This is a genomic window from Psychrobacter nivimaris (assembly GCF_009812035.1).
In the GTDB taxonomy this organism is placed as follows: domain Bacteria; phylum Pseudomonadota; class Gammaproteobacteria; order Pseudomonadales; family Moraxellaceae; genus Psychrobacter; species Psychrobacter nivimaris.
Genome location: NZ_VZIZ01000012.1, coordinates 1 through 12,658, shown reverse-complemented (window position 1 = coordinate 12,658; position 12,658 = coordinate 1). Strand labels below are relative to the sequence as shown.

The following is a 12,658-nucleotide window of genomic DNA, read 5'->3' as shown; positions in this document are numbered from 1 at the left end:
GGGCTTACGGTTATGGCAGGACTCGAACCTGCGACACAAGAATCTACCAACTGAGATACATAACCTGTTTGTATTATAGCAGCTAAACGTGGCTAGATGAAGCTAAATAGGCTGTCCACAACACTCACACACAGCACTATTTTTTACTACAACAACTTTAATGCACTGCAAAAACTTAATCGCATAATCCGCAATCGCCTTATTATCATCAACGCCATTAATAACCCTACGAGCATTTACCCACTCGTTATATTCTAAACCGTACTTGATATACTGGTTTAATCTGCGAGTTGTAAACGTACCATTTAGTGAGCCGATAGTCAGTATCTTTGCGCTGACAACGGGGTCTAACGCTAGATCAGGACTGTTAACTAAGTCGATACCTAGAATATCGGTAAACTTTTTATAGTTGCCATAGCCTGTAATCATGACATGACCGCGCCCACGATATTTATATCCATCACCATCAGGCTCTGGCGTGTTACCTAGTCGCTCAGCCAATCCCCCTGTGTCGTACTTATCAAAGTATCTAACACCGCCATACTCAGTAATGGCTTGCATTGTAAACGCTGTCTCATGATACGCCGTGGCGAGATTGTAGCTCACGTATAGCGGATTGTTTGCATCTAAATCTTTGTATTCGTTAAAAGCTGCAAACAAGCCGTTTACGCCATCTACAAAGCCCTGACTGATTGAGCTGACGCCAAAAACCTTTTTGAATTTAGCAAAATCAAAATCTAACTTATAACCGCCCTCCAAGACTTCTTGAGATAAGCCGCCCCAATAACCGTCTGGGTCAATACCTATAGCGGTCTGTAGTATTTTTACGCTATCTTTTACACTCATTTTTAGCTCCAAAAAAAGCCCCATTACGGGGCGTGGTGTTTGCATTTATTTGATACCTTCCTGACTTGCATGTATGCGCTGTACCTAGTTATTAACAGCAGAGCTAGCACCCACATAATGAAGCTGAGAAACCTTGCGAGCGTGTAACCCCAGTGCCCTTGATAACCCAACGTGTGTAATGGAGGGTACGAGGTAATAGCCGACAATGCTAGGAAGCCATATATCGCCCAACTAAGCGCACCTGCACATACAACCGCTAGCTCAAGTATTGGCGTATAAACCCCATCGTCAACAACCCTCATGCGTGTGAGCATGACGAACAAGCCTAAGATGACAGCGCATAGCGCCATCGTTAAATCAAGATAGATTGGCGCTATCATCGCTGTCTCCTTTTTTGTAAGCTGTGTCAATTTGAAAGTCGGCATCTACTGACGTATCTAACCCTGTACGATTGCGTACCGCCTGATTAAGTGTTTTGTTTATGCGTTTTTGGTTGCTGATCCATACCATCGTACCGGCAACCAGTGGCGCACTAAATAGACCAGCCAATAGTGCAAACAATGGCAAAGCACCTGATTGCGACTCATTAAAGGTGTTGACTGCCAAACTTAGTGCTACGCCCATAAACACACCGATTAACGCTTTTGCTAGGCTTGGATAATAAAAGCTCTTATCGATCTCAGGTATTTTGACAAATGCAGCACACAAGCCACCCGCCGTGGAAAACACCCAAACGCCTGTCCAGCTCAGCAAAAAAGGCGCGGGTAAAACCCTTGCCTCTATGAGTTGGTCAGCAGCCCATGCGCTAATCGGGTACGATGCAGCTAGAGCAGCTATGCAAGCCCACCATAGCTGCCAAAACTTAATTTTAAGCATCTAACCCCCTAATTTAGATAATAAAAAACCCTCGTTAAGAGGGTTGTTCGGTTGTCCATTCTGCGTCTACCCAGTACCACGGTTTATCGTAATCAGGCGGTGGTGTGAGCGTGAAATCTTTATCTTCGCCCATATCATATAAAGCTCCGTCAACATTACCGTTGTCTCGGTACAGATAAATGCCGCTATCTTTTGAGTATATATATAAAATCACTATCGCTTAGCTCCCATTACGTGTATAGAACGGTCTTCCCTAAAGTACAAAGTCGTATTCCCTCTAGTGCTGTTATGTCTAACCCTAACGCTGTAGGTGTGAGTGCCAGATATATTTGAATCAACCATAGTAGGGATTGTCGCCATGTCAAAGTAGGTATCAGCATCAACATTTCTTGAAAAGCTACCAACGACTGTACTACCGTCCCTAAGAACCTCAAAGACGATTGCTCCGTTTATACTACTACCTCCAACGCCCCTGACTAGACCAACCCTAGCGAAAGTAACTTGAATAGAAACATTACCGCCTTCAGGGTCTAAAGATATGCTACCAAAAGTATAGCCCGTGGCAGCGTCAGAACCAATGAGATCCACATTGCCAGAAAAGGTCTGCACTCTAGGCACAATAACCGAATCTTTCTTTATCTTTAGTGTATTAACTTGCGCATCTCCAATTTTTGCGCTAGTCACCGCTAAGTCGTCAATCTGAGCTGATTTAATAGCCCCGTCAGCGACTTGCAGCGTATCAATAGAACCTCTAGGCGCGTAGAAGTTACGCATATAAGTACCAGCCGGTACAGTTACGCCATCAATCACTTGCGGTGTTGTCAGCACCATAAATGGGCTGTCACCGTTCACATCGTTAGGCTTGCCGACTGGTGCTGATATGCTAAATCTATCGGCTCTCACATCAAATGCGCTAAAGTTGTTCTTTTGCACAACCAAGCCATACCCTGCGATTTTTCCCCCTGCGTCAATCTTGATAGTGTGCTGTGCTTTAACATCTGACTCAGTTATTTTAAGCGAGTCAAGAACTGCTTTCTCGCTGTTTAACTGAGCCACTTGGTCTGCAATAACACTTTGCTGTGCATAAGCGTCAGTACGTGCATCCCTCAATTGATCCATCTGCTGATTGTATTGCGCTCGAAGTGCGTTCTCACTAGATGGTAATGCGTCACGCAACACCACTAATTCCGCTATCTTGGTTGTGTAGTTATCTATCGCAGTTTGCAGTGCTGTGGTTTGAGCATTTAGACTCGTAACACTCTTATCTAAACGCGCCTTGGCAATCTCGTTTTTTAACTTCTCGACATTACCAACAGCAGTCACCGTTTCAATCGCTGACTTTTGACCATCAACAACACCCTGAAAGTTAGCAAACTGCCCTGAGATGCCACCAAACTCATCTGAAAACGCACCACTGCCCTCAACCAAAACAGCTAAGTTCTCAGGTTCTAGTTTGTCAGCAGTGCTATCAGCAAGCGCCTTCGTTGCTGCTACAATCGCATTGTTAAGCTCAGCTCGTCTAGCGTACAAATTAGCGAAACGACCATCGAAAGTACTTCTGACAATGGTGCTTGTCTGCTCAGGTACGTTCATCAACGGTGTTAGATAAGTATTTAGTGCTGTATAGACGTTATCGTAGGCGACCGTAGAGATGCCATATTTTGCAGCACTTGCCCTAACGCTAGCATCTGTGCTCTTTATTTCCTCCCATATAGTCTGTACTTGGTTCTTCTCAAGTGGAGTTAATTTGTCGTCCGATGCTATGTCAGTTAGCTTTACGGTTGCAGTTGCCGCTACCTGAGCCGCTGCATCTGCTGCTTGCTGCGCTGTTGCTGCGTTACTATTAGCTAAGCTAGTGGCTTGCTCAGTAGCGCTAGTAATTGCTGCATATAGCTCCGCACGACGCTCGTATAGGTTCGCAAATCTACCGTCAAATGTGTCTCGAACGATTGTATTGGTTTGACCCATATTACCCATTAGTGGTGTTAGATAATCTGTCAGCGCAGTGTAGACATAATCATAGTTGGCAGTAGACACATTGTATTTTTCTGCCTGCTCCCTGATGCTTGTATCGGTCTTTTTGATTTCCTCCCATATCGTTTTGACCTGCTTTTTCTCAGTAGGCGTGAGTTTGTTATCTGCTGCAATTTCAGCAAGTTTGACAGTAGAGGCGGTGGCTGCTTGCTGTGCTGCTTGAGCTTGACCGAGCGCGCTATTTGCTGTGCCTTGGGCTGCTGAGGCTGCTGAGGCTGCATCAGTTGCTGCTTTATCTGTGACAGATAACCATGCGCTTCCTGACCACCGCTTAGGCGTGTTGTTACCGCCCGATGTATCAATCCATAAGTTCTGCGCTTTTTGCTTGTCAGCACTTGGCGCTGTGCTGCTATAGATGACCTCACCTTTATTGCCTGCTGCTGTAGCTGCTGCATTAGCTGCTTGTTGTGCTGCACTTGCTGCGCCAGCATTGATTTGTGCCGACGATTGCAACTCAGTGACTTTAGCTGCCAAACCAGTGTTAGGTGTTGATATGGCAATGCTAACGTCTTGAATTAGGCCGTAGTTTTCACCTGTTTCAGCATATAGCTGTGTTATGTCTGCCGCTATCGACTTGTCTTTAGTTGCTAGTGTAAACAGCTCATTAGTAAAGTTAGCATTGCTGTCTGCAAACTCAGATTGCAGGTTGGTAATACGCTGATTTGCTGCATAGTTGTCTGCTGCTACCGTTTTCGCATAAGTCCACTGCGTTGATCGTGTTGAGCTTGCATACTGTGTTTTGTCTGCATAGCTCGGTAGTACGTTAGCAGACAGTAAATCAAGGCGCTCAGCCTCGGCTCGTGTCGCCTCTCCTAGCGTCCGAGCCGTGGTCTGTACAGTGCCTTCATAGCCGTACATTTCGTCTTCGTATTCAGATTTTAACGTGCTGACTTCTTCAGCAGTGGTGCTTGCTAAATTTGCCGTAGTGTCTAACTTACGAGTGATAGATGACTCAATCGGTACGCCATTTCCTCCTTCGATTTTTGAGCGCAAAGTAACCAAGTCACTAGCATTAGCACTTGTCTCACTTGCTCGTACTTTTGATTCACGCAATAACGAAGCATTACTAGCACCCGGCGATGGTCTGCCAACTGCAATCCAGTCGATGCTATAGTAGTTGAGATTATCCCCTGCACTTGCAAGTTTTAAGTTAAACGATGTTATATCTCCTGACCACTCCATCTGCCAATTTACTAGCGCAATACCATCAGTGTCATAGCTTGGCTCAGCAATGGTTTTACTGCCCCCTGCATAAGACAACAATCCCTGCCACGTAGGTGTACCGACTTTTTTAATACGCAATTTAATGTGTTTGTATGCTGTACCGTCTAAGTCTTCGATAGTAGGGCTTGTAATGGTTTCAGCACGTACATTTAACCAGCCACCGCCATTGTAGGTACCACCCGTCCAACCGTCTTTATTTTTGTTGAAGTGCCATATCTCAAAGCTGTCAAACTGTTCACCAACACCTGCTGACAATAAACTAATCTGCTCAGCCAATCCCTCAACGTCATTTGCTCGTGCGGTGCTTTCCTCAAATAATAATCCTGAGTTAAGTTTGGTTAAATCGTTGCCGTCATAGCCGCCCACAATCTGCGCGGATAAGTTGGTTGTTTTAGTTGCTGTTGCCTCGTTTTTAGTTGCCAGTAGCTCGATATTCTCAGTAAATCTTGCAGATGAATCTTTGTAGTCAGCAGAAAGACCAGTTATCATTTGAGAGTTAGAGTAATCAGCATGAGCCACTGTCTTAGCAAATGTCCAAGCTGTGGCTATACTCTTGTCTGCATACTTTGTCTTGTCAGCATAACCAAAATCAATCTGAGAGGATAGGTATGTCAAAGACTCAGCTTGTACACCTTGTTCAATCTCAAAAGTGGATTGTTTGCTTTTTATTACGGCAATACCTGCATCAGTCTTGGTTTGAGATATTACAACTGCGTCAACATCCTTAGCTAATTCGTCAGCAAATTCCTGTAAACCTCTTTGAGACTCAGCAGCTAAGCGTATATCCTCAACTCTAGCTTCTGCCTCAGCTTCAACTAGCTTATTAGCAGCAGTGATTGCAGCAATGCGGTCTAAGACTTCTTGACCAATTTCCTGCTTATTAACTTCAATGTCTGCAATTCTACCCTTCATTATGTCGCTAAAGGCGCTCTCATCAATCTGACCTTGTAGCAAGTCCATGATTTTATCAGCATTAGCGTCTGTCGTACCTGTCACCCATGCTGACCATGGCGATTTAAAGCCGAGCTTATCAACTAAACGCGCACGATAAGACTGCGACAAGTTGCCTTGCAAGCCGTTAATGGTATGGGTGTTAGTTGGATAGCTGTATTGTCCTAGCGTTGCCACATTGACATTGGGTGCACTTCCTACTTGTATTTCTGTGTAGTCCGCATCGCCTGAACCCTGCTGAAAGCCCCATTTTAAATCCATGCCAAACAACACGCCTGTGGCAGTTAAGCCGACCACTGTAGGCGGTAATCCTACCTTGCCTTCGATTGCTGTCAGGGTTGACGTTGTAGCTTGTGACTGCACGTCAAACGCTGATACTGAGCGCACACGAGCCATATAATTGCCACTATACACACCCTCAATCTCAACTGAGACATTGCCAGTTCGCGGTAGTTTAATCCATGTACCGTCGTCTTTGCGCCATTCCACATCATAAGCTACCGCACCAATGACTTGTGACCACTCGATAACAAGCGTGGTAACTGTCTGACCTTGCACGACACGGTGGCGACTACTGACAGACACACTACTAGGCGCATCGACCACATCAGGATTGACGATAGTGATATTGGTTGGCTTTACATCAGCACCATAATCAATCGCATCATACTTTTGTGGCTCATGCTGAATGGCTGTGATTGCGAATGTCGTGTCGTCGTTCTGAGTAATTGACATGACACGGAAGCGCATGAGCTTCAGGTCAGCCGTTTCAATCGCCCATACGTTTTCGCTCTCCGCGTTTGGTATAGATGTTGATGTATAGATGTAACGACCTTCAACCGCAGTCACAACGCGACTGCGATTAATACCATCAGAGCAGTTAAGCGTTAGCACATCGCCAATATTGACAACTGCATCACGGTCAATCTTGACCCTGCGACCTGATACCTCAGACACACGACCACCGTTAGCGCGTCCTGCAAACAGCTCATCTGATACATTGATGATGTTACCGACTTGCGGTATAAAGCCATCAAGACCAACGCCAAACGATACCTGACGTGTTTCTAACTGCTCGGTTTTGAGCGCCCATAACCCTGCACGTTGAGCCTGTGCTTGTGAGGTGCAGCCAAACGCGGCCAAATCAAGCACTTTAACGCCGAACTTAGCCATTGCTTTTTCGTCACGAATATACTCGTATTCGGTTTCAAATCTATTAAGCGGATTATCCCAAGCAACTTTTGCTAGAGTATGACGGTCACGCGCTCGTGTGCCTGTGTATTCAAAGTTGCCATCAATGACGTTAGCGCGTGAGAATGTATAAACAGGGTCTTGCGGTACGTCAGCGTCTAATACAATGCGCTCACCATTCCAGTAGCTCATAGCTCGGAAGATGCCACCGATATTTTGTAGCACTTGATAGGCATCGGCTTGTTTTTGTAGATAGACGTTACACGTAAAGCGTGGCTCTAAACCGCCTTGACCATCACTGACCATCTGATCGCAATATTGACCAAGCGCATATAACGACCATTTATCAATCATAGTGATATCAAGACGCTCACCTAGACCGCCGCGCCATTGTGTGCATAAGTAAAAATAAGCCCATGCTGGATTGTTGCTATAAGCATCCTTGAATGTGCCATCCCAGATGCCTGTGTAAGTACGTGCTACCGCATCATAGTTACTAGGCACACGCATAATTGCACCGCGTATATGGGCTTCTAATTTTGCGATACTGCTAAATGTCTCAGCGTTATACTGTATGCCTAGCAAAGCGGTGTTTGGATAACGCAGTTTTACGTCGATAACCTCAGCAACGGCATCAATAAACATATCATCTTGCACATATTCACTTGAATCATTAGCTGTTAAGCGACGCACACGTATCTGCCAGCCAGTCGTTGAGCGTGGTAAGTCGATACGGTGCGTGCGCTCGTAACCTGCGCTGGTCTTGTCCTCAATTTTAGTATTAAGCACTTCGACGTATGCACCACCATTGGTCTGTAAGTCGATGGCGTACTGAATTTTATAGCCTTTAACGTCGCCATTATCAGGGTCGGTTTTAGATAAACGATTCCATTTAAAACGCACACGAACAGCACTTAACTGCGTGTCAGTAAACGCCTTAATCCACGGATTATCGCTGCGTAACTCAACATTAATGGGTGTCTCATTAGACACATCAGGAAAGCCCTTGATATATTCTTGCTCATTTGTACCTGCGCGAAAATCCCACGTCACACCCTCAAAGTTGGCATTACCATTGTCGTCTAGCAGTGGCGTACCATCCAAGCGAATAGATTTACCGCCATCAACCAAACCCCATACTTCGCCCTCGGCTAAGCCGTATAATAGTTTTGCGGTACTGGTACTTGCCACAGAGTCTTTTGCAATAGATGGCTTACGTGATTTGTCTTGTCCTGCTTTTGCGCCTTTGATTGCGATAGTTGTCATTATTGATTATCCTCTGTATATATACCTGCCGACACGATAAAACCGCCTATGTAACGCTCGCCTATCAATATTGGCACTGGATTACCTTGAGCCACAGTAGTTACCGCACCACCAAAGCCGTAGTTTGCCCTGTTGCCGTCTTCGTCTTGATCGCCAAGATCAGGCGTTGGCATGAGCAGTGAAGCAGCGCCGCCGACCATTAAGCCGGCACCTGCACCAACCATTGCTAACGACGTACCGCCTGTGAATGGCGTTAAACCTAATCCAACAACGACCAGCGCAGCCCCCACAACCACTTGCAACCAACCAAACGCATCACCACCTGCGCCCATAATCTTTGGCACGATATGGATAACATTTGCTGACGTAGCATTAGCTAGCTCTTTTTCGCCCACGTTGCCTTGCTCAGTCTGCTCATCTAAAAACACGGCAAAGCGCATACCTTCTTGCTCAGCCTTTAACATAAACATTTTAAATTCAGGTAATTGGCAAGCGATAGCGTGTGTCGCCTCGGCTGCTGACTGAATATCTAAGCGAAAAAACTCACCGAATTTGTCAGCAAGTACGCCGTGCAGATGGATAACTTTCATAATTTGCGCCCATAAAAAAGCCGCTAATTTAAGCGACTTGTGTTATTTGATTAGTGATTTATGCCTGATGATAATCGCTGCTCTACGCTGCCATGCTTCACCGTATATCTCACGTAGCGACTCACGACCGTATGGGTGGTGTAACACCAAGCTATCACCGATAACATCGTCTGTACGCTCAGATTTGAGCTTACCATCGCCGATAAAGACTAGGGCATGATTGACATGGGCTGTACGCCCAAGCCTTGCGAGTATCAAGTCATGCTTTTGGATTGTATCGACTTCAACAAAACCCTCTTTTTTAAAGTTATCAAGATATAGCGGCTTGCTGTCTTTATTTTCCCACCAGCAATCTTGTCGCTCATAATCGTTTAGGGTTATGCCAAGCTCACGCTGATAGTAGTCTTTAACTAGCGAATAACAATCCATCAGACCATGATGATACTCACGCCCTAGTAGTGGTGCTTGATAACCATCAGGCTTGTGTATAGCGCACTCAGTGCCATTAGTAATTACCCACGGCAAGCCATGCAGGTTCATCTGCACACGGTCTGGCATACTCGGCAAAACATTACCGTCCGGGTGAGAATGCACGTATGCCTTGATTTTACCCTCTTTGCTTGCGCCTACCAAGTCTATAGGGTCTATCTCAAACTGAGCATCATCGGCTGCTATGTTTTTGCATGGTATGTATTCTTTGCCGATTATCACGCCACATGATTCCCTTGGGTATTCGGTTTTAGCATGGGCATTGATAGCATTTTTTATCTTAGTTGTAAGCATAGTTTATCCTGATACGAGAGAGCTTGAAGGGAAGCCCCCAAACGGCAAGGGGTTATTATCACCAAAACGCAGACGGCAATCTGAGAGCCTACCACCGCATTTATCGAGTTCAGGATTGTCCGTAGGTGTGCCATCTTCGGTAAATCGAGCTGTGCCTGTATAGCCACATTCCTCACCACGATAGCGTCCATGCACACACCAATGACAAAACGAGGTGATTTCTCTCGATGGTATTCTCGCGCCCTCAAAATCGACAGGATTCGATAATTCAAACGTCACCGCACTGGCGTTTTCTGATGTTTTAGTTTCAACATACCAGAGCTGCTTGCGATACTCGTTTGCAGCTTGTGGATTGCCATCAGTGAAATTTTCAGCGTCTAAGTATTTTGCAAGCGTATTGATGACGGTCAGCTTAGCTCCGCAAAAATCATCAAACTGCAAACAGAGTGCACTAATCGCACCTTGCAAGCCGTCAATATTGTTAGCTAAAGCAAGGCTTGGTGTTGACGCTTTGCCGTCACCTCGCATTTCTAAACCATCGGATTGTATCGGCATCGGTGAGTAAGTCTGACCCTGCCAAATAATGTCACGCCTCACTAAATCGTGCTGCTTATCCAGTGCATTAAGTGTGTCGGTTTTATCCAAATATTTGGTTTTATCGAGATAGCCAAATATTAAGCGCCAGTCTTCATGACTTACATGACCATGCCACCGCATGATGCCGCCGCCTAACTTGGTAGCGTCTAGCTCGTATAACGTCACAAGCCCTGTTACGCTAAGTTTCTGTAAGTCACTTTCTAACATTTACGCCTCCCTGTTGATCTCAGCAGCTAACAATGCACTGTTTAAAAACAACCCAATCAAGTCATAAATCTCACCTGCTGTTTTATCGCCAACCACTTGACCTTCAAGATTATAAAGTGTGATGACCTCAGCACGTTCGTCATCGGTGACAGGTGCGTTATAGACAATAATATCTTTGTCGGTATGCATCGTCGTGCCATCAGCTAGATTGATGACTAGCTCTTTGTTAAACGTGATGCTGCGCTGCCCGTCTTTAGGATTATTGAGTACGACTGATTTTGCACGTTCATAGCTGTCACCTGCAATGTCAGTCTGTTTGTGTCTTTGTAGTACGTCTGATACGTCAATCATTTTATAACTCCTCGTCTATGTAAATAGTTAGTGCCGCCCCATTCAGTGCTGTTGCATCTACTGATTTTGTGATGATGACGTTTGTACCATCTGTCTGTATCGTAAATTGATGCGTCGCTCTAGCATCGTTAGCGTAGTAGCTGACACCACTAACGGTTGCTCTAACTGTCACACCCACGATATTTGATACGCCATGAGCTTTTGTTATTGTGCTTGCGCCTGAGCCGAAACTAGCTGTAAGTTTACGCCAGCCTCTTTTATAACTAGCTGAACCTGCTTTTACGCTAGTTGCTGAGTAGTTTTCGTTGTGGAATGCGTACTTAAACCAATCGCCATAAGTTTGCGAGTCTCTTGCTGTTTCTTGTCTTGCATAATGACCCGTCGCACTCTCGACGCTCTTAAAATACTGTAATCGCCTTGCAGAACCATGATACTTCTCAGTCCAAAACACACCAAAACCAAGCTCAGACGCACCTTGCGGTCTGTTGTTGATGTAATAAACATTGCCCTCAATTTTATCGTTAAGGCTGTCCGTGTCGTTTACTAGTGTCCCCGATAACTGCAACGGCGTGTAAAGTGCTTTAGTTAAATCTTGCGCTAAGGGTATTTGACCGCTTGCTGTACCAACTAATTTACTAGCAGCATTGTCTGCATCGCCAAAGTTTTCTGCTATTTTTTTTGTCGCAAGCCACGGACTGTCACCTGTTTGGTCAGCAGGAAACCCTGTACCGACGTTTGGTATTTGTATTGTCATACTGCCCCTTAAATCGCTGTTGTTGTGATTTTCTTCCAAGCTGACCACGATGCTTCCACACCATTGTCGCCAATCGAAATGTATGTGTCGCCTGACGTGTAAAGTGTTAGCCTGAGCATCACTTTGTTTGCTTGGCTGCCAGCCATTGCCTCAACAAAAAACCAACCTGTTAGATTAAGTGGCGCATTGACCAAGTTATTACCGTTGTAAAACCCTGTCACCCATGTTTTGCTAAATAAATTGGTTCCGTTTGGCAGTAGAGCGCACTGACCACCGTAACCCAACCTACTCAGCCCACCAGCTGCTGAATATTCGGGTACATTGCCACTTTCTGTGCCAACCTCACGACTAGCTGCATTGGTTTGGTCGCTAAAGTTGCTAGCCGTTTTTTGCCACAAAACATATTCGTTATCGCCAGTTTGCCCGTTACCTGTGCCAGGGTTTGGAACTTGAATAGTCATACTCACCTCAAAATTAGATAATAAAAAACCCCAGTTAAGGGGTTAAGGTATAAATGCTTGTTTTAAATTAAAAGAGATTTGCCAAACGTCAGCGCCAATATGTGATGTAGTAGGATTGCTGTCCGTTCGGTATGTCTTGGTTTCACCTGCAATCTCAACATAAAATGGCGTTACATTCTTATGCTCAACGATAAAGTCATAGATAGCGTCAATCTCAGCCTTGTAGCCAGTCTTTGTGACCGGCCACGACTCCCGAGCATTGTTAATGCCAAAGCTAGACACCTGCTCATAGCCATCACCAAAGCTCACAGTATTGGTTTTTAACTCAGTGGTACGTGACGCACCTGCATCGACGCACCATGTAAAGGTTTTAAGCGCCATACAGTAAACCTCCTTGACGTTTCTCTTTGATGATCTGCTGCTGGATGGTTGCGACAAGCGCATTACCCATGCTGCGTCCCATCTGCTTGTTAGACTCTACATTGCTTGAGCCGTCACTATTAACCGTCACATTGACGTTGATGTTG

At 45.4% G+C, this 12,658-nt stretch carries 11 protein-coding genes and 1 tRNA gene; all 12 read right to left on the bottom strand.

The window, feature by feature from the left end; genetic code table 11:
• Positions 1-7 precede the first annotated feature (7 nt).
• Positions 8-65: transfer RNA gene (locus FQV37_RS05110), tRNA-OTHER, on the bottom strand.
• A gap of 37 nt (positions 66-102) precedes the next feature.
• Positions 103-891 carry a glycoside hydrolase family 19 protein gene (locus tag FQV37_RS05105; protein WP_240990954.1) on the bottom strand — a complete coding sequence of 263 codons (789 nt, stop codon included), beginning with the start codon at positions 889-891 and terminating at the stop codon, positions 103-105.
• A 312-nt stretch (positions 892-1,203) separates the two neighbouring features.
• Positions 1,204-1,722 carry a hypothetical protein gene (locus FQV37_RS05100; protein WP_160021548.1) on the bottom strand — a complete coding sequence of 173 codons (519 nt, stop codon included), beginning with the start codon at positions 1,720-1,722 and terminating at the stop codon, positions 1,204-1,206.
• 34 nt (positions 1,723-1,756) lie between these two features.
• The gene (locus FQV37_RS05095) at positions 1,757-1,936 is read right to left on the bottom strand and encodes a hypothetical protein (RefSeq protein ID WP_160021547.1); all 180 of its coding nucleotides are present in this window, start codon (positions 1,934-1,936) and stop codon (positions 1,757-1,759) included.
• On the bottom strand, positions 1,936-8,388 hold the full coding sequence (gpJ, locus tag FQV37_RS05090; protein ID WP_160021546.1) for a TipJ family phage tail tip protein: 6,453 nt from the start codon (positions 8,386-8,388) through the stop codon (positions 1,936-1,938). The genes FQV37_RS05095 and gpJ overlap by 1 nt, the downstream gene beginning before the upstream one ends.
• The gene (locus FQV37_RS05085) at positions 8,388-8,978 is read right to left on the bottom strand and encodes a tail assembly protein (protein WP_160021545.1); all 591 of its coding nucleotides are present in this window, start codon (positions 8,976-8,978) and stop codon (positions 8,388-8,390) included. The genes gpJ and FQV37_RS05085 overlap by 1 nt, the downstream gene beginning before the upstream one ends.
• Before the next feature lie 42 nt (positions 8,979-9,020).
• A complete protein-coding gene (locus tag FQV37_RS05080) occupies positions 9,021-9,761 on the bottom strand; it encodes a C40 family peptidase (RefSeq protein ID WP_160021544.1) in 741 nt (246 codons plus the stop codon).
• A gap of 3 nt (positions 9,762-9,764) precedes the next feature.
• Positions 9,765-10,565, bottom strand: coding sequence for a phage minor tail protein L (locus FQV37_RS05075; RefSeq protein WP_160021543.1), 801 nt, complete (start codon positions 10,563-10,565; stop codon positions 9,765-9,767).
• Positions 10,566-10,916, bottom strand: coding sequence for a hypothetical protein (locus tag FQV37_RS05070; RefSeq protein ID WP_160021542.1), 351 nt, complete (start codon positions 10,914-10,916; stop codon positions 10,566-10,568).
• Between the two features lies 1 nt (position 10,917).
• Positions 10,918-11,670: a hypothetical protein gene (locus FQV37_RS05065; RefSeq protein ID WP_160021541.1), complete on the bottom strand. Its 753-nt coding sequence runs from the start codon at positions 11,668-11,670 to the stop codon at positions 10,918-10,920.
• An 8-nt stretch (positions 11,671-11,678) separates the two neighbouring features.
• Positions 11,679-12,131 (bottom strand): hypothetical protein, encoded by a 453-nt coding sequence (locus tag FQV37_RS05060; protein WP_160021540.1) that lies wholly within the window; start codon positions 12,129-12,131, stop codon positions 11,679-11,681.
• Between the two features lie 42 nt (positions 12,132-12,173).
• On the bottom strand, positions 12,174-12,512 hold the full coding sequence (locus tag FQV37_RS05055) for a phage tail protein (protein WP_160021539.1): 339 nt from the start codon (positions 12,510-12,512) through the stop codon (positions 12,174-12,176).
• Between the last annotated feature and the right edge of the window lie 146 nt (positions 12,513-12,658).

Excerpts from the sequence above, each read along its gene's own strand:
- FQV37_RS05065 (WP_160021541.1), bottom strand. The coding sequence starts at position 11,670 with ATGACAATACAAATACCAAACGTCGGTACAGGGTTTCCTGCTGACCAA.
- FQV37_RS05085 (WP_160021545.1), bottom strand. The coding sequence starts at position 8,978 with ATGAAAGTTATCCATCTGCACGGCGTACTTGCTGACAAATTCGGTGAG.
- FQV37_RS05100 (WP_160021548.1), bottom strand. The coding sequence starts at position 1,722 with ATGCTTAAAATTAAGTTTTGGCAGCTATGGTGGGCTTGCATAGCTGCT.
- FQV37_RS05070 (WP_160021542.1), bottom strand. The coding sequence starts at position 10,916 with ATGATTGACGTATCAGACGTACTACAAAGACACAAACAGACTGACATT.
- FQV37_RS05055 (WP_160021539.1), bottom strand. The coding sequence starts at position 12,512 with ATGGCGCTTAAAACCTTTACATGGTGCGTCGATGCAGGTGCGTCACGT.
- FQV37_RS05105 (WP_240990954.1), bottom strand. The coding sequence starts at position 891 with ATGCAAACACCACGCCCCGTAATGGGGCTTTTTTTGGAGCTAAAAATG.
- FQV37_RS05080 (WP_160021544.1), bottom strand. The coding sequence starts at position 9,761 with ATGCTTACAACTAAGATAAAAAATGCTATCAATGCCCATGCTAAAACC.
- FQV37_RS05075 (WP_160021543.1), bottom strand. The coding sequence starts at position 10,565 with ATGTTAGAAAGTGACTTACAGAAACTTAGCGTAACAGGGCTTGTGACG.
- gpJ (WP_160021546.1), bottom strand. The coding sequence starts at position 8,388 with ATGACAACTATCGCAATCAAAGGCGCAAAAGCAGGACAAGACAAATCA.
- FQV37_RS05060 (WP_160021540.1), bottom strand. The coding sequence starts at position 12,131 with ATGACTATTCAAGTTCCAAACCCTGGCACAGGTAACGGGCAAACTGGC.